Consider the following 25,444-nt stretch of genomic DNA (forward strand, 5'->3'; position numbering starts at 1 on the left):
CGGTGGATCAGGCGACCGCGCGCTCCAGTACGGGCGCGATAGGGGGGACAGGGGCGGTCACGCGCAGACTCAGGGCATCGGCGAGGGCGAAGACGTCGGCGGCGCCCGCTCGGGCTGCCGCGTCGATCACGATCTGTGCGCATGCGCGGGCGTCTGCGAGAGCGTCGTGATGTGCGAACTCCGCGAAGCCGGCGGCGGCTGCGGCCACGGGCAGGCGATAGGACTCGAGCTCGTACGTCTTGCGAGCGACCTGAAGGCTGCACAGTGAACGATAAGGCGGGCAACTCTGCCCCGTGGCCTCGGAGGCGCGGCGCAGAACATTGAGGTCGAACCCGGCGTTGTGGGCGACCAGCACGTCGGCTCCGGCGAACGCGCACAGGCGGTCGAACTGGTCGACCCACGTGGCGGCCGAAAGCACATCCTCGGGCTGGATGCCGTGGATGCGAACGTTCCACTCCTGGAACTCGTCGTGCCCGGGCGGCGGCTGGATCAGCCATCCCGTAGTGGCGACGACCTCGCCTCCGCGCACACGGACGAGTCCGACGGAGCAGGCCGAGGCAGGACTGGAGTTCGCGGTCTCGAAGTCGATCGCAGTGAAGTCCAAGGGCACACAACCACTCTCCCTCCGAGCGCGCCGAGCAGCACGCAGACTCGCCGTAGGCTGGCGGCATGGCTGAGGAGATGGCGACGTCGTTCGGAGCACAGGCCGGGGACTACGAGGTCGGACGGCCTGAGTACCCTTTCGATGCGGTCGCGTGGATGCTGGAGAAGATGCCGGTCGGCTCGCGGCGGATCGCCGACGTCGGCGCAGGCACGGGGAAACTCACCAGGGTCCTGGCCGGGGCGCCGGACGCGGAGATCGTCGCGATCGATCCGGATCCGAAGATGCTCGCCGCTCTTCGGCTCGCTGTGCCCGGCGTGCCGACGTTCGCGGGCACGGCGGAATCCCTTCCGCTCCCTGATTCCAGCCTCGACGCCGTGGTGCTCGGGCAGGCCTGGCACTGGGTGGATCCGGTCACCGGTTCGGCCGAGATCGGTCGCACGGTGCGCAGTGGGGGAGTGCTCGGCTTGATCTGGAACATCCGCGACGAGCGCGTCTCTTGGGTGCGGCGCCTCACCGAGATCATGCACGGCAGCAATGCCGAGGTCATGCTGGCCGACGGCGGGCCCGAGGTCGCCGCGCCGTTCGGGCCGTTGGAGGAGGAGTCGTGGGAGTGGGTGCGTCCGATCTCGCGCGACCACCTGCACCGGATGGCGTCCTCGCGCAGCTTCGTCATCACCGCCCCCGCCGAAGAGAAGGCGCGGATCCGGCGAGAGATGGACGACCTCTTCGACGAACTCGGACTCGACGGCGAGAGCACGATCGATCTGCCCTATGTGACCAGGGCGTTCCGAGCGATCCGGGACTGAGCCGCTCGCGACGGAAGCGCCTGGTTCCGGCGATCCCGTCAGGCGGGGCGAGGTAGACTCATGCCCCGTGGCTCTCACTATCGGCATCGTCGGCCTGCCCAACGTCGGCAAGTCCACTCTCTTCAACGCACTCACCAAGAACGACGTGCTCGCGGCGAACTATCCGTTCGCGACGATCGAGCCCAACGTCGGCGTGGTGAACCTGCCCGACCCGCGTCTGGAGAAGCTCGCCGAGATCTTCGGCAGCGAGCGGATCCTCCCGGCTGCGGTGTCGTTCGTCGACATCGCCGGCATCGTGCGCGGCGCGAGCGAGGGAGAGGGACTCGGCAACAAGTTCCTGGCGAACATCCGCGAGGCCGATGCCATCGCGCAGGTCGTCCGTGGGTTCGCCGACGACGACGTCGTGCACGTCGACGGCACGGTGAATCCCGCGTCCGACATGGAGACGATCAACGCCGAGCTCATGCTCGCCGACCTGGAGACCGTCGACAAGGCGATCACCCGGTACGAGAAGGAAGTCCGCGGCAAGAAGATCGAGCCCGTCGTGCTCGAGACCGCGAAGGCGGCGAAGGACGCTCTGGAGCGTGGCGTGCTGCTGTCGGTCGCCGGCATCGATCTGACGCCGATCCGGGAACTCGGTCTGCTCACCTCGAAGCCCGTCATCTTCGTGTTCAACGTCGACGAGGCCGTGCTGACCGACGATGCGCGCAAGGCGGAGCTCGCCGCTCTCGTCGCTCCCGCGAAGGCGATCTTCCTCGACGCGAAGATCGAGTCCGAGCTCATCGACCTCGATCCGGAGGATGCGGCAGAACTGCTCGCGTCGACCGGCCAGGACGAGTCGGGCCTGGACCAGCTCGCCCGCATCGGCTTCGACACCCTCGGCCTGCAGACCTACCTCACGGCCGGTCCGAAGGAGGCTCGTGCGTGGACGATCCCCAAGGGTTCGAAGGCGCCGCAGGCGGCCGGTGTCATCCACACCGACTTCGAGAAGGGCTTCATCAAGGCGGAGATCGTCTCGTTCGACGACCTGGTCGAGACGGGCTCCGTCGTGGAAGCCCGCGCCAAGGGCAAGGCGCGCCTCGAAGGCAAGGACTACGTCATGCAGGACGGCGACGTCGTGGAGTTCCGCTTCAACAACTAGCGTCATTCTTGGTGACGATCACTCCTGATCCCACGGCAGCCTCACCTGCGGCAGGATGTAGATGCGGCCGAGGGTCGCGACCGGATGCCTCGTCATGTACTCGGCGGCTTCGTCGATCGAATCGGCGGTGATGAGGTCGTAGCCGGCGAACCACTCCTTGAACTCGGGGAACGGGCCGTCGGTGATCAGGGCGCGGCCGTCACGGACGACGACGGACTTCGCCTGCTCGGGACCCGCGACAGGTGCCCCCTCGCCCAGACGTCCCGCCGCTTCGCCCTCGGCAGCCCAGCGTTCGAGCATCGCCTGGTCCTCGGATTGGGTCAGATCGGTGCCGGTGGGGTCGGACATGTGGATGACGAGGTACTTGCTGCTCATGAGGGTTCTCCATTCGATGGTGCGAGCTGATTCCGTCGGCGGATGAGGTGAGTGGTCTCGGCGGTGTTCCCGGCCAGACCGATTGCGCGGTCATAGGCCGCTCGGGCGTCGGCGGAGCGGCCGGTCGCGCGCAGCAGTTCCGCACGGGTGACGTGGAAGGCGTGATGGCCGTCGAGCGTGTCGGCGAGTCGGTCGATGATCGCGAGAGCGAGGTCGGGTGAGTCGTGTTCGGAGATCGCGATGGCCTTGTTGAGGGTGACGAGTGGACTCGGGTCGATCTCCTCGAGCCGGGAGTAGAGGCTCGCGATGCGCGCCCAGTCGGTGTCACGCGGGTGCGGGGCGGTCACGTGGGCGGCATTGATCTCCGCGAGTAGCCGGTATCTGCCGGAGGGCTCATCAGCCTCCCGTGATCCGAGCAATTGCAGACCCTCAGCGATCAACTCTCGATCCCAGGACCCCCGATCCTGCTCATCGAGCCGCACCAGCTCACCGTCGACCGAGACGCGGGCCTGAGAGCGGGCGTCGGTGAGCAGCATCAACGCGAGCAGACCGACCACCTCGGCATCGGCGGGACGGAGTCCATGTGCGAGCCGGGTGAGTCGGATCCCCTCGGCGGTCAGCTCGCGCCGGATCGCGGGCGTGTCGGGGCCGGAAGCGAGGTATCCCTCGTTGAAGACGAGATACAGCACAACGAGGACGGCATCGATGCGCTCGGGGAGGTCCTCCGCCGTGGGGATCGCGAAGGGGACGCCGGCCGCCTTGAGCTTCGCTTTGGCCCGGCTGATCCGCTGACCCATGGTCGTGTCCTGCACGAGGAACGCGTGGGCGATCTCGGCGACGGTGAGCCCGCCGACGATCCTCAAGGTCAGCGCGACGCGCGCGTCGAGCGAGAGCGCCGGATGGCAGCAGATGAACAGCAGCCGAAGCCGATCATCCTCGATGGCGCCGGTCGGGGCGGCGGGTTCCGGATCGTGCAGCCGCAGCGCCTCCCAGTGCTTCTCGTCTCGACGCGCCTCACGTCGCAGCCGGTCGATCGCCCTGCGATTCGCTGTCGTGGTCACCCACCCGGCAGGGTTCGGCGGTATGCCGTGTGCTGGCCAATGCTCGACAGCGGTCGCGAACGCCTCCGCGGTCATCTCCTCGGCCAGGTCGAGGTCTCCGAACCGCCGCGTGAGTCCCGCGACGATCCGCGCCCACTCCTCCCGATGCGTGCGCGTGATCACCGTCGCGACATCCCGAGTGTCGTCCCGAGGTTCCGGCATCGTCATCATCTCCTCGCTACATATACTCCGAGCGGGCCGTTCAGCTTGCGACAGTCTTCCGGAAAAGCCGCCGGATCGGTGTGCGGTCGGAAGGCTTTCGCCGCGAGCCCTCGGCCTTGGCGGCCGCGCTGCGTTCAGCGGCAACGCGACGTCGCTCCGCCTCAACCATGGCCCGCCGGGTCTCGGCCTGGTGATAGATGATCGTCAACATCGGATCCATATACATGGAGGAGGCCCTTCCTGATCGGGCCGGAATCGTTGCATCCGGCTATCAGGACCACGAACGGGCGCGGCTCATTTCGACACCGGCGTGACAGTGACAGGTTCTGTTGGCCTGATCGCGGTGGTATGCCACCGTTTCGCTTTCATGTGACAGATCACATGAATCATCGCGGAGAGGTCTGATCGCTTTCAGGACATGTCCGGATGGGGTGCGGCACAGCTTTGTGCCGACTTCATTTCGCCGATCCCACATCGGCACTCGCATCGCCTCGATCCGCGCCACGGCGGATCGAGGCAATGCGCGTGCAGACGGTGCCGCGTGTTCGCGCTCCCGGGATCGAGCCAACTGACGAAGCTACACGGCGTCGCTGCTCTCCACCGTCGACGTGCGCCGGATTGCTATCGGGCGAAGGTACGTATCCGATGAGACTCATTCAGGTCGAGTTCGCTCCGAGCGTCACCCAGTTGGCAACGCTACCGACCGTACGCTCCCAATCAACGCTTGTGAATAGCGGGGTGGCCGAGTAGGCGAAGGTGTGCCGCGAATCCGGCGATCCTATGAGGCTGCTTGGTTATGGCACGTCGTGGGGTCCCGGTATAACGTCTAGCATCATTAACGGGGTCCGTTATATTCTTGGGTGTGATCAGATCGTTCGGGAGCAAGGCGACCGAACGTCTGTGGCGTCGTGAGCGCGTACCGTCGGTCGATCCTCGGATCCTCTCGGTGGCGTTGCGCAAGCTTCGGCAAGTGGGGTCTGCAGAATCGATTGACGATCTTCGTCTCCCGCCAGGAAACCGGCTGGAAGCTATGAAGGGTGATCGAGCCGGCCAATACAGCATCAGAGTCAATGACCAGTGGCGGATCTGCTTCGTGTGGACCGACGCTGGCCCAGAGGAGGTGGAGATCGTTGACTACCACTGACAAGATTCCCCCGATTCACCCGGGTGAGGTCCTCATGGAGGACTTCATCAAGGGTTTCGAGATCACGCAGAACAAGCTCGCTGTCGCCATCGGTGTGCCGCCGCGTCGGATCAATGAGATCGTGCACGGCAAGCGGGGGATCTCGGCTGATACCGCCCTGCGGCTTGCGCGATACTTCGGTGTCTCGGCACAGTTCTGGCTCAATCTTCAGACGCGCTACGAACTGGATCTGGCTGAGGATCGTGCCGCCGAGCAGATCGCGGCGATCAAACCACTTCAGGCTGCGTAGCGCAGCCTTTGGTGGTGGAACTCGGTGGGGTTCCGCCACCACAACTGACTCCCACCGGTCGGAGGACCCATGGTGATCGATGAGACCCGGCCGACACCGGAGCTCGGCGAAACCGGGAGGTAGTGATGGAAGTCGAGACACCGGATTCGTATCCCGCCGCGCTCGGGAGACGCCGCGCGCTGGTCATCCGTGTCTGCCTGGTCATCGTCATCGTCGGGCTCGTGGTGAGCGGGGTCACCGCCTTCCCGCTCCGTGAAGAGTTGTCGCTCGGGCGCGACATCCTGAACAACACGGGCCTCAGCGCGACCTTCCCCGACGTCGCCTTCTGGGTGCAGCGGGTAGCGGAAGGGCTCGACGTCACCGGGAACGACTATCCGTTCCTGGCCTATGGCACGGATTGGCTGGCGTTCGCGCACTTGGCCATCGCGGTGGCCTTCATCGGTCCGCTCATCGATCCGGTGCGCAACGTGTGGGTGACCATCTGGGGCCTCATCATGTGCGCGGGTATCGTCCCGCTGGCGGTGATCGCCGGAGCCATCCGTGGTCTGCCGATCGGCTGGCAGCTCATCGACATCTCCTTCGGGGTCGTGGCTGCCGTGCCTCTCACGATCGCACTCGTGCTGACGCGACGACTCGAGAGATCGAATGTCGTCACCGCTGTCGGAGGAACCGCGTCCGTGCACCATCCGCACGGGTGACAGGATTGACGGATGACCGCAACACTCGTGGCCCAAGGGCTGGCCGGCGGGTACGGCCACCGCACCCTGTTCGACTCCCTCGACCTGACCGTCACCGCGGGTGATGTCGTGGGCCTCGTCGGGGCCAACGGCGCAGGGAAGTCGACCCTCCTGAAGCTGCTGGCCGGTGTGGAAGAGCCGCAGGCCGGGACCATTCGGCTCTCGCCGGCGGATGCCTTCGTCGGATGGCTCCCGCAGGAACACGAGCGCGTCGCGGGTGAGAGCGTGGTCGACTACATCGGACGCCGGACTGGGTGTGCGGCGGCGACCAGAGACATGGATGCTGCCGCAGCGGCCCTCGGGGATCCGTCGCTCGCTGCGCCTGGCACAGACCCCGCCGACACCTACTCGGCCGCGCTGGATCGTTGGCTGGCCAGCGGGGCGGCAGACCTCGAAGAGCGGCTTCCGGCAGTGCTCGCCGACCTCGGCCTCGATCTGGGCGAGGATCCGGCCCACACGCTGATGACATCGCTGTCGGGCGGACAAGCGGCGCGCGTCGGTCTGGCCGCACTGCTGCTGTCGCGCTTCGACATCGCGCTGCTGGACGAGCCGACGAACGATCTCGACCTCGACGGCATCGAGCGGCTGGAGGCGTTCGTGCGCGGCCTCCGCGGAGGTGTCGTCGTGGTCAGCCACGATCGCGAGTTCCTCGCCCGATGCGTCACCCGCGTCCTGGAGCTCGATCTCGCGCAGGGGAGCAACCGCGTGTTCGGCGGCGGCTACGACTCGTACTTGGAGGAGCGGGCGACGATCCGTCGACACCAGCGCGAGAAGTACGACGAGTTCGCGGACAAGAAGGCCGACCTCGTCGCCCGTGCCCGCACCCAGCGTGAGTGGTCGAGCCAGGGCGTGCGCAACGCGATGAAGAAGGCGCCCGACAACGACAAGATCAAACGCAAGGCGTCTGCGGAGTCGAGTGAGAAGCAGGCGCAGAAGGTGCGTCAGATGGAGAGCAGGATCGCTCGGCTCGAAGAGGTCGAGGAGCCGCGCAAGGAATGGCAGCTCGAGTTCACGATCGGTTCGGCGCCGCGTTCCAGCTCGGTGGTATCCACGCTGAGTTCCGCCGTCTTCCGACAGGGATCCTTCCAGCTCGGCCCGGTGTCGCTCCAGGTGAACGCGGGGGAGCGGATCGGCATCACCGGACCGAACGGCGCCGGGAAATCGACGCTGCTGCGCGGGCTGCTCGGGCGGCAACTCCCCGATGAGGGAACGGCGAGCCTCGGTGCGAGCGTGCAGATCGGCGAGATCGACCAGGCCCGTGCGCAGCTCGTCGGCACGCAGCCGCTCGCCGGCGCCTTCGAGGAGCTCGTGCCGGAGATGGCGTCCGGGGAGGTGCGCACGCTCCTCGCGAAGTTCGGTCTCAAAGCCGATCACGTGATGCGCGCCGTCGATGAGCTCTCGCCCGGGGAACGCACCCGCGCAGGACTGGCGCTGCTGCAGGCGCGGGGCGTCAACCTGCTCGTGCTCGACGAGCCGACGAACCACCTCGACCTGCCCGCGATCGAGCAGCTCGAACAGGCGCTCGAGTCCTACGAGGGCACTCTGCTGCTCGTCACCCATGACCGTCGGATGCTCGCGACCGTGAAGACCGACCGGCACTGGCGGGTGGAGGCCGGGCAGGTGACGGAGGTCTGAGCGGCAGCGTCGGCCGGAGAGCACATGCGGCTAGGCTGGAGGACGGCGGCTCCGGCCGCGGTCCGGCCGCTGGCGTCCGCCGTGGACGTCCCGCCTGAGTTCCTGACACCGACGGCACGAGGAGATTCACGCCGATGACCGACACCCAGATCTTCGAACCCGACGGTCGCGCGATCCCGTTCGTCGATGAAGGCGACGGTCCTGTCAAGCTCGTCCTGATCCAGGAGCGCGATCTGGCGGCGGACGTCCTCGGTGTCGTGGCGCACTACCTCGCCGAGGAAGCGGGATTCCACGTGCTGCGCATCGGCCATCGAGCCGAGGCCAAGCGCGAAGAGGTCTCCCTCGACGATCGGGTCGAGGACGCCCTCGCCGTGATCGACCACGTCGGGTTGGGTGATACCTGGATCGGCGGGCACGGCTTCGGCGGCACGGTCGCACGGGCCTTCGCCTTGGCGCACGCCGACCGGGTGAACGGTCTCGCACTGCTCGGTGTCGAAGAGAACGACCTGCCTCTCGCGCCGGTGATGCCCGTGCTGATCATCCAGGGCACCAAGGACCTCGCCAATCGGTTCGCCAACGGTGAGCAGCTGCAGTCCACGGCACCCGAGCGCGCGAGCGTCAAGAGCATCGACGGCGCTGATCACCTGTTCCCGATGACGCACCCGATCGAGACCGCGGTCGTCATCGAGGAGTACCTCGACTGGGATTGAGCCCCTGACGGGCGCTCAGCGCCCCTGACGCTTCTTGTACGGCTTCGGCTGCCCCTTCACCGCGGGCGCCCGGCCCTTGCCCTTCGAGGCTTTGGCCTTGCCTCCGGCCGGGGCAGGGACGCTGCGCACCGGCTCCGGTGCGGCGGCCACCTCGGCCCGCGCCTCCACCAGCAGAAGTTCGCCGACGGGCGTCAAACGCGTGGGCCCGTCGCGATGGACGATCGGGTGACCCACCTCGGCCTCGAGTTTGTCGATCGAAGTGTAGAGAGAAGCCAGCGGGATGCCGAGCTTCTCCGCCGCGCGCGGGAAGTGCAGTTCGTCCGCGAGGACGACGAAGCGGCGGAGCAGGGAAATCTTCACGATGGCCTTTCGACTGCGCACACGGGCGTGCGAGCTCGCTCCAGGTTACGCGGTGCAGACAGACGGATGCCGCGGCCGAGTCGGCCGCGGCATCCGGAATCCTTCGGTCAGGCGACCTGCGGTGTGACGGCGAACGACACGGAGCCTTCGTCGTCGACGCCGGCATCGAGGATCTTGTCGTCGAGGGCGGCGACAGCGGACTCGTCGAGGAACAGCCGGGTACCGGCGACCTCCACGACCTGGTCCTGCGGCTCCGGGTCGGTGGCGACGAGCACGGCGAGACGTGCACTGCCCTCCGGGCCCTGGGCCTCGGTCGAGTGGATGCGGAGCCCGGCGTCCGGGGCGTCCGTCTGACGGCTGACGAGAGTCGTCACGATTGCGGAGGCGTTGTCGGTGAGGGTGAGCACGAGACTCTCCTTCCGGTTGGGGCATGCCGCGGTCGCGACATGTCCTGGCTACGATGCCCGACGTCGGGAATGCTCTCAACCCCCTTGCGCGTCCTCGGAGGAGACTCTTACCCTGCTCGCAGGTTCTTGCGGAGGAACACCTGCGCGGTGCCGTCGCCGTCCGGAACGCGCTCGTGCTCCTCATACCCGCACGATCGGTAGAGGCGGATGTTCGCCTCGCTCGAGCTCCCCGTGAACAGCTCCGCGACGTCCGCTCCGGACGCCCTCTCGGCGCTCTCGAGCAGTAGTCTGCCGATTCCCTCGCCCTGCACGTCCGGTGCGATCGCGATCCTGCCGATCAGCAGCAGACCGTCTCTCTCGACGTAGCGGATGGCGCCGACGAGGCGCCCGTCGATGCGCGCGGTCAGTCCCGACTCGGAGCGCAGCTCTGCTTCCAACTCGGAGAGCGTCTGGGTCAGGGGCGGCATGTCGACACTGCCGTAGATGGCGGCTTCCGAGACGAAGGCAGCGCGTTGCACCGTCAGCACCTCGCCGGCGTCCTCATCGCTGATCGGAGAGATGACGATCTCCGATTGCGTCTTTTCCTGGTCTTCGTTCACGATGTCCGCGTCACTCACGCGTGTCAGATTCCGGGTTCCGCCCCCGCGGTGTCAACCCCCTCGCTCTCGGTTGCGCGCCGGATTAGCGTCAGCCACAGGAGGTACATCATGGCGAAAAGCACGACGACCAAGAAGACCGGCGACTCGACGAAGCACGCGGCGAAGACGACCAGGCAGCAGAACGCGGAGAAGGGCTTCACCGCCTCGAAGACCCTTGCGGACAACCTGCAGGCCGTGCTCGTCGATCTGCTCGATCTCGCGATCCAGGGAAAGCAGGCGCACTGGAACGTCGTGGGGCGCAACTTCCGCGACACGCACCGCCAGCTCGACGAGATCATCGACGATGCACGCACCTTCAGCGACACGATCGCGGAGCGTATGCGAGCCTTGCATGCCGTCCCCGACGGGCGCAGTGCGACCATCGCGAAGACGAGCTCGCTTCCCGAGTTCCCCGCCGGCGAGGTCTCGACCACCGAGACGATCGACCTCGTCACGGAGCGACTGGAGGCGGCGGTCGGAACAGCACGAGACGTGCATGACGCCGTCGACGAGGAGGACCCGACCTCTGCGGACCTCTTGCACGCCATCATCGAACGGCTCGAGCAGTTCGCATGGATGGTCAGCGCAGAGAACCGGAGCCCAGCAGGACGCTGACTGCGGGTACCGCGGGGCCGTCACTCGGTGGCGGCTCCGCGGGCGTGGGCGCTGCCGCGCATGATCCGCGGAAGCGCCGCCCACAGCGCCGTCACGAGGACCAGCGCCGCGATGAGCGCGATGATGCCGGCGACGCGGTTGACCGTGAAGTCGATGATCAGCGTCGTCACGCCGATGGTCAGCGCGCCGATCACGACGAGGTCGATGCGGACGATCCGCGCCGCGATCCGCACCAGCTCCGGCTTGCGACGCCGACCGAACAGTGCGCGGTGCATCCCCACGGGTGCGAGGGCGAGAATCGTCGCCACCGCCGCGAGCGCGACGAGCACGACGTAGAGATCGCGCTGGAGCGCGTCCATGTCGGTGAAGCGTGGCTGGAAGGCGACCGCGAGGAGGAAGCCGGTGAGGATCTGGGTCCCCGTCTGCATGACGCGAAGCTCCTGGAGAAGCTCTTCCCAGTTGCGATCGGCCCGCTCGTTCGCGGTCTCGTCACGGCCGTCGAGACCGTTCCCTCCACCCGAAGGATCTGATGTCATGGTCTCAGTGTGGTTTCCCCGCTCGGCCGCTGTCCAGACGCTTGCATCCGTGGAACGAAAGAAGGCATGATGACGCTCCCTCCGATCCGCGACTGGTGGCCTGAACTCTCCGAAGACGGGCGACGGGCCGTGCTCGACGCCGACAGTCCGCACCTCGACGAGGCGGTGCGCGAGGAGATCCGCGTGATCACCGGTGCAGTCGTCGGGATGGTGGAGTCCTTGAGTGACGAGGATCTCGAGTACGCCCGTGCACACCCCGCGAAGGCGGGCTGATCGCCGGAACCCGCGCTTACGCGGTGTCGGGCTCCGTGGTCTCGGCGCCTTCCTCACGCAGTCGCGGTTCGGTGCGACGCTCGGGCCGCGCGCCGGCCTTGTCCGCGTAGAACGCTCGGATCCGATCCATGTCGGCCGACACATCGCCGGTCAGATCGATGGTCGGACCGAGCCCGCTCGTCATGGTCGTGCGATCCACGAAGCCGAGCGTCACCGGCATACCTGTCTCGCGAGCGATCCGATAGAACCCCGACTTCCAGTACTCGTTGCCGCCTCGGGTGCCGTCAGGTGTCACGACGAGCCCGAAGACGGTACCCGCGTGCACCTGGCCCACGACGTCGTTGACCACCCTCGCGGGGTCGGCACGGTCGACGGGGATTCCGCCGAGCCCACGCATGATCGGCCCGCGCCATCCACGGAAGAGGCTCTTCTTGCCGAGCCAATGAACGTCGATGCCGAGTCGCCAGGCGATCGCGAGCATCAGCACGAAGTCCCAGTTGGACGTATGCGGAGCGCCGACCAGAACGGTCGGCCGCGTCGGCGCTGCCTCGCTCACGAGCGTCCATCTGCTGAACGCCCAGAACATGCGGGCGAGGAGTCGTTTGACCATCCCTCAACCGTACGGGAGAACCGCGGTCGATCTGCGGGCACGTCTGGCCGTGCGGATCCGGCGCCACCCCTTCCCGACAGGCGTAGCATCGAGGGATGAAGAACACGCGGCAGGATTCCGTGCAGCAGGACGAGCCCGTCGGGCTGAAACCGCTCCTGGATTCCCTGAACCTGCTCGAGGGCGAAGCTGCGGGCTACTGCAGCAATGGCGTCTGCCAGTTCCCCGCGCCGAAGAGCGAGTAAGAGACAGACGCCATCGCGGGCAGCCTCCGAACGATCAGTGTCCGGCGGGCAGTGCCTCGCCGGCATCGTCGGAAGGCTTGCGGACGAACGGGCTCAGCGCCACGGCCGCGAGCGAGATGAACGCCGCGATCAGGAACGCCGTGCGAGCACCGGGAGCCCCCGCGACCGCGGTCGACAGGCCCTCCTGCTCTCCGGCATGCAGGATCGTGGAGTAGGTCACCAGCAGCAGGGCGACTCCGGTGGCCCCGGCAACCTGCTGCAGCGTGTTCAACACCGCGGAACCGTGCGAGTACAGGGAGCGCTGCAGCGAACCCAGCGAGGCGGAGAACAGCGGCGTGAACGACATCGCGAGTCCGACCGACATGGCCGCCTGAACGATGATGAGCGCCCACCAGATGGTGTGTTCGCCGACCGTCGAGTAGAAGAACAGCGACGACGAGACCAGGATCGTGCCGGGGATGAGCAGCGGGCGAGTGCCGCGCGCGTCGTAGACACGGCCCATGATCGGTCCGAGCAGTCCCATCAGCAGGGAACCGGGGAGGAGGATCAGGCCGGACTGGAGCGGGTTGAGCCCGGCGACGTTCTGCAGGTACTGCGGCAGGAGCGTCAGGGTGCCGAACATCGACAGCGCCAGGATCGACATGATGATCACGGACAGCGTGAAGTTGCGGGAGCGGAAGACGCGCAGATCGAGCAGTGCGTCATCGATGCGCTGCAGCAGGAGCTGACGCCAGACGAACAGCCCCAGCGACAGCGCACCGACGATCAGCGAGATGATGCCGGCGGTCTCACCCGATCCGCCCTCGGCACCGAACTGGCTGAGCCCGAACACGACGCCGCCGAAGCCGAGCGCTGCGAGCGGGATCGAGAGGATGTCGAGCGGGACGGACCGGGTCTCACCGAGGTTCGTCATCCACTTCACGCCCATGAGGAGGGCGATCAGCGAGATCGGCAGGATGATCCCGAAGAGTGCGCGCCAGCTGGCGAACTCGAGCACGGCACCGGCGAGGGTCGGACCGATCGCCGGAGCGAGCGAGATCACGAGGCCGACACGGCCCATCATCCGGCCACGCGACTGCGGTGGCACGACGTTCATGATCGTCGTCATCAGCAGCGGCATCATGATGCCGGTGCCGGCGGCCTGGATCACGCGACCGACCAGCAGCACGGTGAAGCCGGGTGCGACGAGGGCCACGAGGGTGCCGAGCGAGAACGCGGTCATCGCGGCGATGAAGACCTGGCGCGTGGTGAACCGCTGCAGGATGAAGCCCGTGGTCGGGATCACGACTGCCATCGTGAGCATGAACGCGCTCGTGAGCCACTGGCCGAGCTCGGGCGGGATGCCCAGGTCGGTGTTCAGGTGGGGGATCGCGATCCCCATCGTGGTCTCGTTGAGGATCGCGACGAAGGCGGCGACGAGCAGCAGCCAGATCACGCGCATGTCGGTGCGGGAGATCTCGCCCCCGGCCGCGGCGGGGGTCGTCGAGATGGAGCCGGTATCGACGGCAGACATGGGCGGCCTCCAGGGCGAAGAAGAAACGGATTTCGCGAGAGTTCGCAAGAGTCAATCAGCGTAACGGCAATCGCCGACATTTCATTCCGAACTCACAGATATCCGTGGAGGACGGGTGCGCGGGCCGTGATGTCCCCGCGCGTGGGTACGCTGGCGCCATGAGCATGGGCGGCGGCATGGGCGGGGGACACCGCGGTGGGTTCCGCGGAGTCGACGAAGACGCGCAGCGGAAGCTGAACGCCGAGGCGCCACGGATCGCCGGGCTGGGTTCGCGGGTGGTCTCGCTCTTCAGCGCCTATCGCTGGCGCATCTTCTTCACGGGGATCCTCGTCATCGTCGGCGCCGCGATCGCCGTCGTCCCGCCCCTGATCGTGCAGCGCATCTTCGACGACGCGCTGTTCCCCGTCGCCGGGGGAGGCCCGCACCTCGAGCTGCTGGCCTGGCTCGTCGCCGCGATGGTCGGCCTGTTCCTGCTCTCCGCGGTGCTCGGTGTCGCCCAGACCTGGCTGACGTCCACGGTCGGCAACAACGTGACGGGCGATCTGCGGGTCAAACTCTTCGAGCACCTGCAAGCGATGGAACTCGGCTTCTTCACCCGCACCAAGACGGGGGTCATCCAGTCCCGGCTGCAGAACGACGTCGGCGGGGTCTCGGGCGTGCTGACCAACACGGTCACCAGCATCCTGGGCAACGTCGTCACCGTCATCGCCTCGCTCGTCGCCATGATCCTGATCGATTGGCGTCTGACGCTCATCGCCGTCGTCATGATGCCGTTCCTCATCTTCGTCCAGCGCCGTGTGGGCCAGGTGCGCGCGCGGATCGCCGGCGAGACGCAGGAATCCCTCTCCGAACTGACCTCGATCACGCAGGAGACGCTGAGCGTGTCGGGGATGCTGCTGTCGAAGGCGTTCAACCGCCAGCGCACGGAGTCCGAGCGCTATCAGGCGGAGAACCGCAATCAGGTCGTCCTGCAGGTGCGGAGGGCGATGAGCGGTCAGGGCTTCTTCGCGGTCGTGCAGGTGCTCATGGCCAGTGTGCCCGCCGTCATCTACCTCGTCTCGGGGTATCTGATCGCGGGCGGAACCGGGGCCATCACCGCAGGAACCGTGGTCGCGTTCACGACGGTGCAGGCGCGACTGCTCATGCCGTTGATGGGACTGATGCGCGTCTCCCTCGACGTGCAGACCTCTTCGGCATTGTTCGCGCGCATCTTCGAGTACCTCGACCTGGTGCCCGAGATCCAGGATGCCCCCGACGCGATCACGGTCGACCAGGCTCCCGGTCCGCGCGGAAGGCTCGAATTCGTCGACGTCGTCTTCCGCTACCCGGACGCGTCCGCCGAGGCCCGTGCGACCTTGGACGGGGTCTCGTTCGTCGCGGAACCGGGACAGCACGTCGCCTTCGTCGGACCGTCCGGCGCAGGCAAGACCACGATCCTCTACCTGGCTCCGCGTCTGTATGAAGCCAAGGGGGGCGCCGTGCTGTTCGCCGGTGCCGATGTCCGGGAACTCTCCCAGGAGTCGATCATCGACCACGTGGGCATCGTGTCGCAGGAGACGTATCTCTTCCACGCCACCATCCGCGAGAACCTTCGCTATGCCAAGCCGGATGCGACCGAGGACGAACTGATCGCGGCCTGCACGGCGGCCAACATCCACCACATCATCGCCGGGTTCGAGCAGGGCTACGACACCGTCGTGGGCGAGCGCGGGTACCGGCTCTCCGGTGGCGAGAAGCAACGCATCGCGATCGCCCGCGTGCTGCTCAAGGATCCGCCGGTCCTGCTCCTCGACGAGGCGACCTCCGCTCTCGACACCGTCTCGGAACGTGTCGTGCAGGAGGCGCTGGACGAGGCGGCGAAGGGACGGACCACGCTGTCGATCGCGCATCGACTGTCGACCGTGATGGGGGCGGATGTGATCCACGTCCTCGAAGCCGGGCGCATCGTCGAGTCCGGCACGCACACCGAGCTGCTCGCGCTCGGCGGTCTCTATGCCGAGCTCGCAGCGGAACAGGTCGCGGCGTCCCGCGTGCTCGATACCGAGGCCGCAGTCGAACAGGCCGTGACCGGAGGAGCCCCCGCCCCGCTCGCCGATCGTCGTGCGGACAGGGCGCCCGCCGACTCTGCGGGTGCCGACGCGGTCGCGACGATCACGGCGGCGGTGCCGTTGCTCGCGGAGCCTCGGCCCGATGAGCCGATCTATCCGCCGGAGTCCTGAGACGCTGTGTTCGGCCTCAGTGCACCGAGAGGCCTCCGTCGACGAACAGCGAGTGTCCGGTCACGTAGGCCGAGCCTGGGCCTGCGAGGAAGACGGCAGCACCGGCGAAGTCGCTCGGAAGACCGTTGCGGCCGATCATCGTGCGTGCCGCGAGCTCGGCGATCTTCGTGGGATCCTCCTGCAGACGGGCGTTCAGTGGGGTGAGCACGAACCCGGGCACCAGGGTGTTGCTGGTCACGCCGGTGCCGCCCCATGCCTCCGCCTCAGAACGCATGAGCGACTCCACAGCTCCCTTGGACGCACCGTAGATCCCGCTGTCGACGAAGGCGCGGTGGGCCTGCTGGGAACTGATGTGGATGAGTCGGCCGTAGTCGCGTTCCGCCATGCCGGGTGCGTATCGCTGTCCGAGGAGGAAGGGCGCGAGTGCGTTGACCGTCATCGTTGCATCCCAGTCATCCTCGGTGATCTCCGGGAACGGAGGGCGGATGTTGATCCCGGCGGAGTTGACGAGGATGTCCGGTTCGCCGAACGGCTCGGTGGCCGCCTCCGCGACCGCGTGGATGCCCGCACGGGTGCGGAGATCACCGACGACCCCCGCGGCGCGGCATCCGTGCGCGCGGAGCTCTTCGACGGTCTCGTCGATGCGCGCCTCACCGCGGGCGACGATGACGGTCGCGGCGCCGGCGCGGGCGAGCGCGGTGGCTATGCCCCGGCCGATCCCGGAGCTGCCGCCCGTCACGACCGCCGTGCGGCCGTCGAGGGAGAAGAGAGAGGAGAGGTAGTCGTGCATGTCGTGGGTACCTGTTCGGTCGGAGGGCGTGCGTCACCACGCGAGCGCGGCGGCGATGGCGGGGTCGGGCGCGGCGTCGGCGAACTCGGGGAGTGCCCGGAGTTCCGCGACGAACGCATCGACCTCGGCCGCGTAGGCCGGGTCGGGGTGGGTGCTCGCGATCTCGAGCAGGGGTGCGATGTCCATCGCGAGGATCAGGTCGAGGCGGGCGGTGACGGATGCGCGGGCGCCCGCGTCGTGCAGGACGCGGATGCCGCCACGCAACGCCGCGAGGTAGTCGCGCAGGACGGACAGCTGCGACTTGCTCTGCGTGATCGACGTGCCGTCGGCGCGGAGACGCCATCGCACGACGACATCGGGGATCACGTCGAAGGCGCGCGCCCGGGTGTACATCAGCTGCGCGACCACCTGATCTTCGTACGCGACACCCTCGGGAAATCGGAGGTCCCGCCAGAAAGCGGTGCGGCTCACCTTCGACCACGCGACGATGTTCGACACCGCCTGCGGGTGCGCGGCGAGGGTCGTGCCGAGTCGCTCCGGTGAGGTCGCGGCCGCCACCCACGGCTGCACCCGCCCTGCGGCGTAGCCGGACCCCTCCGGGCGGGAACGCACGTACGCACCGGCCACGAAGTCGCTTCCGGTGTGGTCGAGCGTGCGGGTCATCCGTGCGAGCGCATCGGGGAGGAGCTCATCGTCGCCGTCGAGGAATCCGAGGTATCGGGTGTCGACGCGGTCGAGTCCGAGGTTGCGCGCGGCTCCGAGGCCGCGGGAGGCCGGGTGGTGGATCGCCGTGAAGCGTCGGTCCGCGGCCGCAGCCGCATCGAAGATCGCTCCCGTGTCGTCGGTGGAACCGTCGTCGATGAGGATCGCCCGCCACCGGCGCTCGGTCTGCGCACGCAGGGAGTCGAGGGCTGCAGGGGCGAAGGCGGCGATATCGCGTCCGGGGACGACCAGCGTCACGATCGGGTCGGAGGCAGTCACCAGCTGAGTCTATGGCCGGGCATCAGCCTCGGGCCGCGTGCACGGAGTCGATGACGAGTTCCGCGAGTCGTTCCGGTGCGTCATCGGGCAGTGCCTCCCTGCCGAAGGTGAATCGGACCGAGGTCTGCGCCACCTCGGGGGGCACGCCGCACGCGAGGAGGACGTGCGAGGGGTCGTCGCTGCCCGCCGCGCAGGCCGAGCCGCTCGAGGAGATGATCCCCCGGCGTTCGAGCTCGAGCAGCACCGATTCGCCGCTGGTCCCGGCGAAGGTGAAGCTCGCTGTGCCGGGCAGGCGGTTAGCGGGGTCGCCGGTGAGCGCGGCTTCGGGGATGCCGGAGAGCACGAGGGAGATGAACTGTGCCGTCGTCGCCGCGACACGGGGTGCCAGGACCTCCCGCTCGCTCTCCGCGAGTTCCAGGGCGGTCGCCAGTGCGACGGCTCCGGCGACGTTCTCCGTGCCCGACCGACGCCCGCGTTCCTGACCGCCCCCGTGCAGCACCGGTTCCAGGGGTATGCGACCTCGCACGGCCAGAGCGCCGATGCCTTTGGGAGCGCCGAGCTTGTGACCGGCGATGGAGACGGCGTCGGCGCCGAGCCCGTCAAGCGGAAGCCACCCCGCCGATTGCACCGCATCCAGGTGGAGGGGCACGCGAGAAGTCCGGGCCACGGACGCCAGCGCCGTCGCGTCCTGGACCGTGCCCACCTCGTTGTTCGCATGGCCGATGGAGATCAGTGCCGTGTCGTCTCTGATCGCCGACGCGAGCGCAGCCGGTGCGATCCGACCGGCGTCGTCGACGGGAAGCATCGTCGCCTCGACCCCGTGGAAGCGTCGCAGGTACGCGGCGGATTCCAGGATCGACTCGTGTTCGATCGGGGAGATGACGAGATGCCGCTTCCCGGTCTCGAGGGTCGCGAGCGTGATGCCCTTCACTGCGAGGTTGTTCGCTTCCGTCCCGCCCGCGGTGAAGACCACATCGCCGGTGCGCATTCCCAGCACCCGCGCGACCCGGGCACGGGCATCGTCGAGTGCCCTCGCTGCCGCTTCGCCTGCCGTGTGATGGCTCGAGGGATTGCCGAACACTCCGGTGAGGTACGGACGCATCGCGTCGAGCACCTCCGGACGCACCGGAGAGGTCGCTGCATGGTCGAGGTAGAGCACGATGTTCAGTCGATCCGCAGATCCAGGCCGAGGTCGAGGGCGCGGGCCGAGTGGGTCAGAGCCCCGACTGAGATCACGTCCACCCCGGTGCGGGCGATGTCGCCGACGCTGTCGAGGTTCACCCCACCGGAGGCTTCGACCGTCGCTCGCCCGTCGATCAGAGCGACGCCCGCACGCAGATCGTCGAGGGAGAAGTTGTCGAGCAGCACCGTGTGGGCACCGCCGTCGAGGACCGCCGGGATCTGGTCGAGACGGTCGACTTCGACGACGACGTGCGTGGTGTGCGGAAGCCGCGACAGTGCCTGACGCAGAGCGGTCGCGAGGTCGAGACCCGATCGGGTGAGCACGGCCAGGTGGTTGTCCTTCGCCATCACCGCGTCCGACAGGGAGTAGCGGTGGTTGCGGCCGCCGCCCGATTCGACCGCATGCCGCTCGAAGGCGCGCAGCCCTGGCGTGGTCTTGCGTGTGTCGGCGATGCGCGCAGCCGTGCCCTCGATCGCGCTGACGTACGCCGCGGTGAGGCTCGCGATGCCGCTCATCCGCTGCGCGAAGTTCAGCGCCACCCGTTCGGCCGTCAGGATGCTGCGTGCCGAGCCCGACACCGAAGCGAGGACATCGCCCGCGGCGAACTCGTCGCCGTCGCCGACGTGCACGTCGACGACGAGCTCGTCATCGGTGAGGCCGAAGGCGGCCGCGAAGACCGCGCCACCGCTGAACACGCCGGGTTCGCGGGCCACGAGGTCAGCCGTGGCCGTCGCCTCCGCCGGGAGCAGGGTGGTGCTGGTGAGGTCTCCCCAGGGGGCGTCTTCTTCGAGGGCTGCTCCGACGACGCGGGTGAGGGTGGCGCGGGTGAGCATCAGACGGTCTCCAGGATCGATGAGCGGTCGCGGGACGACGGGAGCGCTTCAGGGGTGGGGGCGTCGACGCGATGGTGTGCCCCCACCGAGTCGGTGCGGGCGAGGGCGGCGGCAGCAGTGGCCTCGGCGAGCAGCAGCAGATTCGCGTCTTCGTGCTCCGTGGCCGTGGCCGGAGCGGGGACGGCGGCGGCCCATGCACGCACGGTGGCCCAGGCTCGGGCGAGTTGCGCGCCGGAGCGCAGGAGCCCGACGTCCTCCCACATCAGCCGCTGCAAGGCGGTGCGGGTGAAGGCGGGTGGCGCAGACGAAAGGGGCGCGGGCTCGTGGACGGCCGCGGGAGACGGTTCCGGGGAGATCGGGCGCCAGGGAGTCCCGAGCGCGGCCGCGGCTCGGGCCCCGAACACGGCCCCTTCCAACAGGGAGTTGGAGGCGAGTCGATTCGCGCCGTGGACGCCGGTGCGTGCGACCTCGCCGACCGCATAGAGCCCGGGGATCGTGGTGCGGCCATCGAGGTCGGTGACGATGCCGCCCATCAGATAGTGGGCGGCCGGAGTGACGGGGATGGGCTCGCGTGACCAGTCGTATCCGCGTTCCCTCGTCACGCGATCGATGGTCGGGAACCGCGCCGCCAGCTTCTCGGCGTCCAGCATGGTGGCGTCGAGACGCACAGGTGTCGCCTGGATCGCTGCGTGCCTCGCGATGGCGCGCGACACGACATCCCGCGGAGCGAGTTCTCCGTCCGGGTGACTGTCGAAGGTGAAACGACGGCCGCGGTCGTCGACCAGTGTCGCCCCCTCCCCGCGCACAGCCTCCGAGATGAGGAATGCCGGTCCCGACGCCAGGATCGTCGGATGGAACTGGACGAACTCCAGATCGGCGACGGCGGCTCCCGCGCGCAGGGCCGCGGCGATGCCGTCGCCCGTCGCGCCGCGGGGGTTCGTCGTGTGCGCGTAGAGATGCCCGGCGCCGCCGGTGGCGAGGATCACGGCATCGGCGAGGAGCTCGACGGTTTCCCCGCCGATGAGGAGGACGACGCCGCACGCGGCGTGATCCGCGACGATCACCTCGGTCAGGAGCGCGTGCTCCACGATGCTCATGGACGCCCGGCGGGCAGCGGCGACGAGCGCTGCGGAGATCGCGGCTCCGGTGGCGTCTCCGCCCGCGTGCACGATGCGGGCGTGGCCGTGCGCGGCCTCCCGCCCGAGCTGCAGCTCGCCGTCTGCCGTCCTGTCGAAGGCGACACCTCGGCTGATCAGCTCTGCGATCCGCTCTGCCGCGTCGGCGACGAGCGCCCGCACCGCAGCCGGGTCGGCGAGTCCTGCACCCGCGTCCATCGTGTCGTCCGCGTGCTGCTCTGCCGAGTCTCCGGGCCCGTAGATCCCGGCCACACCGCCCTGCGCGAGCGCGGTGCATCCGTCTCCGAGCGCACCCTTGGTGACCACCGTCACCGAGTGACCGGCCTCCTCGGCGTGGAGCGCAGCGGTGAGGCCCGCGATGCCCGATCCGACGACGACGACGTTCATCGCACGCCTGCGGCCACCGGTGGCTTGGCGGCGAGCATCCGCTCCAGCGCCACTCGCGCGGGATCGGCGACGTCGCCGGACACCGTGATCCGGTTCGGGGTGCGGCCCGCCACGAGCTCCTCCAGTACCCAGGCCAGGTAGCCGGGGTGGATGCGGTACATCGTCGAACAGGGGCACACGACGGGGTCGAGACAGAAGATCTCGTGCTGCGGATACTGCGCCGCGAGTCGCCGAACGAGGTTGATCTCGGTGCCGATCGCGAAGACGGAAGGCTCGGTCGCCGAGTCGATCGCCCGCCGGATGTACTCGGTCGAGCCGGCCTCGTCGGCGGCGTCGACGACCTCCATCGGGCATTCGGGGTGCACGATCACGCGCACGCCGGGGTGTTCGGCGCGGGCCTGCTCGATCTGGCCGACGGTGAAGCGCCGGTGCACCGAGCAGAAGCCGTGCCACAGGATCACCCGGGAGTCGAGGAGATGCTCGGCGGACGAACCACCGAGCGCTCGCCGCGGGTTCCACATCGGCATCTGCTCGAGCGGTACGCCCATCGCCTTGGCGGTGTTGCGCCCCAGATGCTGGTCGGGGAAGAACAGCACGCGACGGCCGCGCTCGAAGGCCCACTCGAGCACGGTCTGGGCGTTCGACGATGTGCAGACGATCCCGCCGTGACGCCCGACGAAGCCCTTGATCGCGGCGGAGGAGTTCATGTAGGTCACCGGGATCACCGGTACCCGGCCTTCGGTGTCTGTGGCCTCGAGGTCGCCGAAGACCTCCTCGAGCTGTTCCCAACACTCCTCGACCTGGTCGATGTCGGCCATGTCGGCCATCGAGCAGCCGGCGGCGAGGTTCGGGAGGATCACGGCCTGGTCGGGCTGGGAAAGCAGGTCGGCGGTCTCGGCCATGAAGTGCACCCCGCAGAACACGATCGCCTCGGCGTCGGCCCGGCCTTTGGCGGCGGTGGCGAGCTGGAACGAGTCGCCGACGTAGTCTGCGTGCTGGACGACCTCTTCGCGCTGATAGAAGTGACCGAGGATGACGACCCGGTCGCCGAGCGTCTCCTTGGCCGCGCGGATCCGTCCGTCGAGCTCTTCCTCGGATGCCTCCCGGTACTCGGCGGGCAGCTCGCCCTGCCGCGGGGCTCCGGTCGGGATGACGTCGCCCATCGAGGAACCGGGACCGTATCCGGGGCGCGCGTCGAAGTCCCAGGGGCCGGCGGCGAGGTCCGTGGCGCAGGTGGCGTCGGTCGACGCGCCGGTGACGATCGCCTGGATCGCATGGTCCACAGAGGGGTCCAGCGGTGGAACGGCGGGAGCGGGTACGAAGGTGATGCTCATCGGGTGCTCGTTTCTTCGGGACCGAGCGGGCCGCGGTCGGCCAGCTCGACATCGGTGTTGTCGCGGTACAGACGTGCAGGACGATGGCTTCCGGTGCGGAAGCGGTCGGTGGGGAGGAGGTTTCCGGCGGCCTCGACCTGGCGGCGGAAGTTCGCCGGGTCGAGGGTCCGGCCGAGGATCGACTCGTAGGCCTCCCGGAGCTCGGCGAGCGTGAACTCCTCGGGGAGGAAGCCTTGGGCGACCCGGCTGTATCCGACCTTGTTGCGGAGTCGCCACAGCGCGTATTCGACGATCTCGGAGTGATCGAAAGCCAGTCGGGGCAGCTGATCCACATCGAACCAGCGCACGTTCTCGGGGGCGCGGCCGGAAGCCTGGTGCGCCGCGATCTGGGCGGTCACGTCGTCCTGGCGGAGCAGCGCCCAGTACACGATCGAGACGACACGGGTGGGGGAGCGGTCGACCGCACCGAAGGCGTAGAGCTGCTCCAGGTAGCTGGGCGCGAGGCCGGTGGTCTCCGCGAGTGTGCGCGCCGCCGCATCGACGGGGGACTCGGCCACGGTCAGCCAGCCGCCGGGAAGCGCCCACTGCTGTGCGAAGGGCTCGCGGGTGCGCAGCACGAGTGGCAGCGCGAGCCGCGCCCGCCCGTCATCCGTGCGCCGCAGCGTCAGGATCACCGTCGAGACGGCGACCCGGATGTCACTGCTTTGAGTCATAGACACCTTAACCTCCGAGAACGATCTTAGTGTCATGCGGACCCTTAGTGCGCACGTGTGACGCGATCCGTCGCCGAGTCCGAAACGTTATCCAGCGAGCGCAAGGAGCCTTGTTTATCGGCATACGGGTTTGTTAGGTTACTGTCCTAACAAACCCCTTCGTGGTGGCCAGCCGGTCGCCTCCCGGGGCCCGCGAACCCCAGACCCGGGGTTCTGCTCCATCCGGAGCGATCCCTCCTGCAGTGCAGCACCGAGAGGAAACAAGAGAAATGATCCGAAACGGAAAGCGCAAGCTCGCGCTCACCGCCATCGCCGGAGCATCCGTCCTCGCCCTGGGCCTCACCGCCTGTGGCACCGGCGGCAGCGGCGATGACAACGCCGACAGCGACCGCGCCCTTCGTGTCTGGGCCGGCAGCCAGACGCCGATCGCCGTGAACTACAACCCGTTCGCACCGACCGTGCTCCACGGCGCGCTCGGGCCGATCTACGAGCCGCTGTTCTTCTTCAACAAGACGGCTGACTCCGAGCCCGTCGGACTCATCGGCGACACGTTCGAGTACAACGAGGACGGCACGGCGATCACGATCACCATCAAGCCCGACCTCAAGTGGAGCGACGGCGAGCCGCTCACCGCGGAGGACGTCGCGTTCTCCTTCAACTACGAGGCCAACAACCCCGAGGGCAACGGCCTGGTCTCCGCCGAGGCCACGGACGACACCACCGTCGTGCTGACCTACTCCTCGGCGCAGTACACGACCGAGTTCCAGCGTCTGGGCTCGACCTACATCCTCCCGGAGCACATCTGGGCGGACATCACCGACTTCGCGAACTTCACGAACGAGGAGCCCGTCGGCTCCGGGGCCTACGTCGTCGACAAGACCACGAGCGAGTCGTACACGCTCGTCGCGAACGAGAACTTCCGCGATGCCGACAAGCTCGGCGTCAAGAAGGTCCAGTACATCGCCGTCGACAACAACCAGACCGCTCAGGATCTGCTGGCCGCCGGCAAGCTCGACTGGACGGGCATGTTCATCCCGAACCCGGACGACGTGACCGGCAACGGGAAGATCGACTGGATCAACACCCCGCAGGACCCGACCGTCCTGTACACCTGCTCGAACGCCGACCTCGGCTGCACAGGTCCGCAGACCGACGTCGCCGTGCGCCAGGCGCTCAACGTCGCGATCGACCGCGCCACCATCAAGGACAAGGCGTTCGTCGGTCTGACCGGTGACATCTCGCCGACGTTCGCCCTGCTGCCGCGCGACGAGAAGTGGGTCGCGGACCCGGCCAACGAGGTGAGCCCGCAGGAGGCGAACGTCGCCGAGGCGGGGGAGATCCTCGAGGCGGCGGGCTATACCAAGGGTTCGAGCGGCATCTACGAGAAGGACGGCGTGCCCCTCGAGCTGACCCTCACCTCGGTCGACGGGTGGACGGACTACAACGACGCCGCGAAGCTGATCGCCGAGCAGGCCGAGGCCGCCGGAATCAAGATCACCGCGTCGACGGTGCAGTGGCAGGAGTTCTCCGACGCTCGGCAGGGTGGCGAGTTCCAGCTGATCGTCGGTGGTGTCATCGGCACCTCCGTGGCGGACCCGTTCCAGATCTACCGTGACTGGTTCGGCGGCACCACCGTCGGCTCCACGGGACCGGTCGGCGAGGAGATCCCGGCGACACGCTGGAACTTCAGCCGCTACAACAACCCCGTCGTCGACGAGGCGATCCAGTCGGCCATCAGCACGAACGACGAGGCGGAGAAGAAGGAGCTCTACGGCACGATCCAGACCGAGATCGTGCGTGACCTGCCCTACATCCCGCTCGTCATCAACGCGACGCAGACCTTCTACAACACGAAGGACTTCACGGGGTGGCCGACCGAGGAGGACCTCTACGCCTTCCCGCCGTCCTGGGGTGCGATTGCGGCAGGCTACGTCCTGACGCAGCTGCAGCCGGTCAAGTAACCGAGAGGAG

28 protein-coding genes are annotated in these 25,444 nt (G+C 68.0%); 12 read left to right on the plus strand and 16 right to left on the minus strand.

Annotated features, from left to right (window positions below; all coding sequences use genetic code 11):
- Nucleotides 1–7: 7 nt before the first annotated feature.
- Complete coding sequence (locus E0W80_RS07100; protein WP_131491866.1) at nucleotides 8–610, minus strand: 3'-5' exonuclease; 603 nt, start codon at nucleotides 608–610, stop codon at nucleotides 8–10.
- A gap of 59 nt (nucleotides 611–669) precedes the next feature.
- Here E0W80_RS07100 and E0W80_RS07105 point away from each other — a divergent pair, with 59 nt between their 5' ends.
- Both E0W80_RS07105 and ychF read left to right on the plus strand, forming a co-directional pair.
- Nucleotides 670–1,410, plus strand: a complete 741-nt coding sequence (locus tag E0W80_RS07105) for a class I SAM-dependent methyltransferase (RefSeq protein ID WP_131491867.1) — start codon at nucleotides 670–672, stop codon at nucleotides 1,408–1,410.
- A gap of 67 nt (nucleotides 1,411–1,477) precedes the next feature.
- Nucleotides 1,478–2,551 carry a redox-regulated ATPase YchF gene (gene ychF / locus E0W80_RS07110; RefSeq protein ID WP_131491868.1) on the plus strand — a complete coding sequence of 358 codons (1,074 nt, stop codon included), beginning with the start codon at nucleotides 1,478–1,480 and terminating at the stop codon, nucleotides 2,549–2,551.
- An 18-nt stretch (nucleotides 2,552–2,569) separates the two neighbouring features.
- On the opposite strand, the gene E0W80_RS07115 is transcribed toward ychF, so the two are convergent.
- Nucleotides 2,570–2,926, minus strand: a complete 357-nt coding sequence (locus tag E0W80_RS07115; protein ID WP_131491869.1) for a YciI family protein — start codon at nucleotides 2,924–2,926, stop codon at nucleotides 2,570–2,572.
- Nucleotides 2,923–4,188 carry a DUF6596 domain-containing protein gene (locus E0W80_RS07120; RefSeq protein WP_131491870.1) on the minus strand — a complete coding sequence of 422 codons (1,266 nt, stop codon included), beginning with the start codon at nucleotides 4,186–4,188 and terminating at the stop codon, nucleotides 2,923–2,925. The genes E0W80_RS07115 and E0W80_RS07120 overlap by 4 nt, the downstream gene beginning before the upstream one ends.
- Before the next feature lie 862 nt (nucleotides 4,189–5,050).
- Here E0W80_RS07120 and E0W80_RS07125 point away from each other — a divergent pair.
- The 5 genes from E0W80_RS07125 (at nucleotide 5,051) to E0W80_RS07145 (ending at nucleotide 8,703) form a co-directional block, all read left to right on the plus strand.
- The gene (locus tag E0W80_RS07125) at nucleotides 5,051–5,332 is read left to right on the plus strand and encodes a type II toxin-antitoxin system RelE/ParE family toxin (RefSeq protein ID WP_131491871.1); all 282 of its coding nucleotides are present in this window, start codon (nucleotides 5,051–5,053) and stop codon (nucleotides 5,330–5,332) included.
- The gene (locus E0W80_RS07130) at nucleotides 5,319–5,621 is read left to right on the plus strand and encodes a HigA family addiction module antitoxin (protein ID WP_131491872.1); all 303 of its coding nucleotides are present in this window, start codon (nucleotides 5,319–5,321) and stop codon (nucleotides 5,619–5,621) included. Before E0W80_RS07125 ends, E0W80_RS07130 begins: the two co-directional genes overlap by 14 nt.
- Nucleotides 5,622–5,746: 125 nt before the next feature.
- On the plus strand, nucleotides 5,747–6,319 hold the full coding sequence (locus E0W80_RS07135) for a hypothetical protein (protein ID WP_131491873.1): 573 nt from the start codon (nucleotides 5,747–5,749) through the stop codon (nucleotides 6,317–6,319).
- A 12-nt stretch (nucleotides 6,320–6,331) separates the two neighbouring features.
- A complete protein-coding gene (locus tag E0W80_RS07140; protein WP_131491874.1) occupies nucleotides 6,332–7,993 on the plus strand; it encodes an ABC-F family ATP-binding cassette domain-containing protein in 1,662 nt (553 codons plus the stop codon).
- 134 nt (nucleotides 7,994–8,127) lie between these two features.
- Nucleotides 8,128–8,703, plus strand: a complete 576-nt coding sequence (locus tag E0W80_RS07145; protein WP_131491875.1) for an alpha/beta hydrolase — start codon at nucleotides 8,128–8,130, stop codon at nucleotides 8,701–8,703.
- Between the two features lie 15 nt (nucleotides 8,704–8,718).
- On the opposite strand, the gene E0W80_RS07150 is transcribed toward E0W80_RS07145, so the two are convergent.
- From E0W80_RS07150 to E0W80_RS07160, 3 genes are all read right to left on the minus strand, one after another.
- Nucleotides 8,719–9,063 (minus strand): LysR family transcriptional regulator, encoded by a 345-nt coding sequence (locus tag E0W80_RS07150; RefSeq protein ID WP_131491876.1) that lies wholly within the window; start codon nucleotides 9,061–9,063, stop codon nucleotides 8,719–8,721.
- A gap of 107 nt (nucleotides 9,064–9,170) precedes the next feature.
- Entirely contained in the window at nucleotides 9,171–9,470 is a 300-nt protein-coding gene (locus E0W80_RS07155) for a Fe-S cluster assembly protein HesB (protein ID WP_047523232.1), read from the minus strand.
- A gap of 107 nt (nucleotides 9,471–9,577) precedes the next feature.
- A complete protein-coding gene (locus E0W80_RS07160) occupies nucleotides 9,578–10,087 on the minus strand; it encodes a GNAT family N-acetyltransferase (RefSeq protein WP_240740472.1) in 510 nt (169 codons plus the stop codon).
- A gap of 90 nt (nucleotides 10,088–10,177) precedes the next feature.
- On the opposite strand from E0W80_RS07160, the gene E0W80_RS07165 reads away from it, so the two are divergent.
- Nucleotides 10,178–10,723 carry a DNA starvation/stationary phase protection protein gene (locus E0W80_RS07165; protein WP_131491877.1) on the plus strand — a complete coding sequence of 182 codons (546 nt, stop codon included), beginning with the start codon at nucleotides 10,178–10,180 and terminating at the stop codon, nucleotides 10,721–10,723.
- A 20-nt stretch (nucleotides 10,724–10,743) separates the two neighbouring features.
- On the opposite strand, the gene E0W80_RS07170 is transcribed toward E0W80_RS07165, so the two are convergent.
- Nucleotides 10,744–11,259 carry a DUF6328 family protein gene (locus E0W80_RS07170; protein WP_131491878.1) on the minus strand — a complete coding sequence of 172 codons (516 nt, stop codon included), beginning with the start codon at nucleotides 11,257–11,259 and terminating at the stop codon, nucleotides 10,744–10,746.
- 66 nt (nucleotides 11,260–11,325) lie between these two features.
- Between E0W80_RS07170 and E0W80_RS07175 the strand changes: the two genes are divergently transcribed.
- The gene (locus E0W80_RS07175) at nucleotides 11,326–11,532 is read left to right on the plus strand and encodes a hypothetical protein (RefSeq protein ID WP_131491879.1); all 207 of its coding nucleotides are present in this window, start codon (nucleotides 11,326–11,328) and stop codon (nucleotides 11,530–11,532) included.
- A 16-nt stretch (nucleotides 11,533–11,548) separates the two neighbouring features.
- Here E0W80_RS07175 and E0W80_RS07180 read toward each other — a convergent pair whose 3' ends face one another.
- A complete protein-coding gene (locus tag E0W80_RS07180) occupies nucleotides 11,549–12,142 on the minus strand; it encodes a 1-acyl-sn-glycerol-3-phosphate acyltransferase (protein ID WP_131491880.1) in 594 nt (197 codons plus the stop codon).
- A gap of 95 nt (nucleotides 12,143–12,237) precedes the next feature.
- On the opposite strand from E0W80_RS07180, the gene E0W80_RS19115 reads away from it, so the two are divergent.
- Nucleotides 12,238–12,384, plus strand: coding sequence for a hypothetical protein (locus tag E0W80_RS19115; RefSeq protein ID WP_165875417.1), 147 nt, complete (start codon nucleotides 12,238–12,240; stop codon nucleotides 12,382–12,384).
- A 34-nt stretch (nucleotides 12,385–12,418) separates the two neighbouring features.
- Here the strand turns inward: E0W80_RS19115 and E0W80_RS07185 are convergent, their stop codons facing one another.
- Nucleotides 12,419–13,897, minus strand: a complete 1,479-nt coding sequence (locus tag E0W80_RS07185) for a DHA2 family efflux MFS transporter permease subunit (RefSeq protein WP_131491881.1) — start codon at nucleotides 13,895–13,897, stop codon at nucleotides 12,419–12,421.
- 164 nt (nucleotides 13,898–14,061) lie between these two features.
- On the opposite strand from E0W80_RS07185, the gene E0W80_RS07190 reads away from it, so the two are divergent.
- Nucleotides 14,062–16,116 carry an ABC transporter ATP-binding protein gene (locus E0W80_RS07190; RefSeq protein WP_131491987.1) on the plus strand — a complete coding sequence of 685 codons (2,055 nt, stop codon included), beginning with the start codon at nucleotides 14,062–14,064 and terminating at the stop codon, nucleotides 16,114–16,116.
- Between the two features lie 16 nt (nucleotides 16,117–16,132).
- Here E0W80_RS07190 and E0W80_RS07195 read toward each other — a convergent pair whose 3' ends face one another.
- The 7 genes from E0W80_RS07195 to E0W80_RS07225 are packed head-to-tail and all read right to left on the minus strand — an operon-like array spanning nucleotide 16,133 to nucleotide 23,473.
- Entirely contained in the window at nucleotides 16,133–16,906 is a 774-nt protein-coding gene (locus E0W80_RS07195; protein WP_131491882.1) for an SDR family oxidoreductase, read from the minus strand.
- 33 nt (nucleotides 16,907–16,939) lie between these two features.
- The gene (locus E0W80_RS07200; protein WP_131491883.1) at nucleotides 16,940–17,887 is read right to left on the minus strand and encodes a glycosyltransferase family A protein; all 948 of its coding nucleotides are present in this window, start codon (nucleotides 17,885–17,887) and stop codon (nucleotides 16,940–16,942) included.
- A 22-nt stretch (nucleotides 17,888–17,909) separates the two neighbouring features.
- Complete coding sequence (locus E0W80_RS07205) at nucleotides 17,910–19,046, minus strand: cysteine desulfurase family protein (RefSeq protein WP_131491884.1); 1,137 nt, start codon at nucleotides 19,044–19,046, stop codon at nucleotides 17,910–17,912.
- A gap of 5 nt (nucleotides 19,047–19,051) precedes the next feature.
- Nucleotides 19,052–19,903, minus strand: a complete 852-nt coding sequence (gene nadC / locus E0W80_RS07210) for a carboxylating nicotinate-nucleotide diphosphorylase (protein WP_131491885.1) — start codon at nucleotides 19,901–19,903, stop codon at nucleotides 19,052–19,054.
- Entirely contained in the window at nucleotides 19,903–21,426 is a 1,524-nt protein-coding gene (gene nadB, locus E0W80_RS07215; RefSeq protein ID WP_131491886.1) for an L-aspartate oxidase, read from the minus strand. Before nadB ends, nadC begins: the two co-directional genes overlap by 1 nt.
- Nucleotides 21,423–22,760 (minus strand): quinolinate synthase NadA, encoded by a 1,338-nt coding sequence (nadA, locus tag E0W80_RS07220; RefSeq protein WP_131491887.1) that lies wholly within the window; start codon nucleotides 22,758–22,760, stop codon nucleotides 21,423–21,425. Before nadA ends, nadB begins: the two co-directional genes overlap by 4 nt.
- Complete coding sequence (locus E0W80_RS07225) at nucleotides 22,757–23,473, minus strand: NUDIX domain-containing protein (protein WP_047523245.1); 717 nt, start codon at nucleotides 23,471–23,473, stop codon at nucleotides 22,757–22,759. Before E0W80_RS07225 ends, nadA begins: the two co-directional genes overlap by 4 nt.
- Nucleotides 23,474–23,742: 269 nt before the next feature.
- Between E0W80_RS07225 and E0W80_RS07230 the strand changes: the two genes are divergently transcribed.
- On the plus strand, nucleotides 23,743–25,434 hold the full coding sequence (locus E0W80_RS07230) for an ABC transporter substrate-binding protein (RefSeq protein ID WP_131491888.1): 1,692 nt from the start codon (nucleotides 23,743–23,745) through the stop codon (nucleotides 25,432–25,434).
- The last annotated feature ends 10 nt before the right edge of the window (nucleotides 25,435–25,444 follow it).

Source organism: Microbacterium sp. PI-1 (assembly GCF_004337555.1).
In the GTDB taxonomy this organism is placed as follows: domain Bacteria; phylum Actinomycetota; class Actinomycetes; order Actinomycetales; family Microbacteriaceae; genus Microbacterium; species Microbacterium aurugineum.

Excerpts from the sequence above, each read along its gene's own strand:
- E0W80_RS07105 (WP_131491867.1), top strand. The coding sequence starts at position 670 with ATGGCTGAGGAGATGGCGACGTCGTTCGGAGCACAGGCCGGGGACTAC.
- E0W80_RS07115 (WP_131491869.1), bottom strand. The coding sequence starts at position 2,926 with ATGAGCAGCAAGTACCTCGTCATCCACATGTCCGACCCCACCGGCACC.
- E0W80_RS07120 (WP_131491870.1), bottom strand. The coding sequence starts at position 4,188 with ATGCCGGAACCTCGGGACGACACTCGGGATGTCGCGACGGTGATCACG.
- E0W80_RS07135 (WP_131491873.1), top strand. The coding sequence starts at position 5,747 with ATGGAAGTCGAGACACCGGATTCGTATCCCGCCGCGCTCGGGAGACGC.
- E0W80_RS07140 (WP_131491874.1), top strand. The coding sequence starts at position 6,332 with ATGACCGCAACACTCGTGGCCCAAGGGCTGGCCGGCGGGTACGGCCAC.
- E0W80_RS07145 (WP_131491875.1), top strand. The coding sequence starts at position 8,128 with ATGACCGACACCCAGATCTTCGAACCCGACGGTCGCGCGATCCCGTTC.
- E0W80_RS07165 (WP_131491877.1), top strand. The coding sequence starts at position 10,178 with ATGGCGAAAAGCACGACGACCAAGAAGACCGGCGACTCGACGAAGCAC.
- E0W80_RS07170 (WP_131491878.1), bottom strand. The coding sequence starts at position 11,259 with ATGACATCAGATCCTTCGGGTGGAGGGAACGGTCTCGACGGCCGTGAC.
- E0W80_RS07175 (WP_131491879.1), top strand. The coding sequence starts at position 11,326 with ATGATGACGCTCCCTCCGATCCGCGACTGGTGGCCTGAACTCTCCGAA.
- E0W80_RS07180 (WP_131491880.1), bottom strand. The coding sequence starts at position 12,142 with ATGGTCAAACGACTCCTCGCCCGCATGTTCTGGGCGTTCAGCAGATGG.
- E0W80_RS19115 (WP_165875417.1), top strand. The coding sequence starts at position 12,238 with ATGAAGAACACGCGGCAGGATTCCGTGCAGCAGGACGAGCCCGTCGGG.
- E0W80_RS07185 (WP_131491881.1), bottom strand. The coding sequence starts at position 13,897 with ATGTCTGCCGTCGATACCGGCTCCATCTCGACGACCCCCGCCGCGGCC.
- E0W80_RS07190 (WP_131491987.1), top strand. The coding sequence starts at position 14,062 with ATGGGCGGCGGCATGGGCGGGGGACACCGCGGTGGGTTCCGCGGAGTC.
- E0W80_RS07195 (WP_131491882.1), bottom strand. The coding sequence starts at position 16,906 with ATGCACGACTACCTCTCCTCTCTCTTCTCCCTCGACGGCCGCACGGCG.
- nadC (WP_131491885.1), bottom strand. The coding sequence starts at position 19,903 with ATGCTCACCCGCGCCACCCTCACCCGCGTCGTCGGAGCAGCCCTCGAA.
- nadB (WP_131491886.1), bottom strand. The coding sequence starts at position 21,426 with ATGAACGTCGTCGTCGTCGGATCGGGCATCGCGGGCCTCACCGCTGCG.
- nadA (WP_131491887.1), bottom strand. The coding sequence starts at position 22,760 with ATGAGCATCACCTTCGTACCCGCTCCCGCCGTTCCACCGCTGGACCCC.
- E0W80_RS07225 (WP_047523245.1), bottom strand. The coding sequence starts at position 23,473 with ATGACTCAAAGCAGTGACATCCGGGTCGCCGTCTCGACGGTGATCCTG.
- E0W80_RS07230 (WP_131491888.1), top strand. The coding sequence starts at position 23,743 with ATGATCCGAAACGGAAAGCGCAAGCTCGCGCTCACCGCCATCGCCGGA.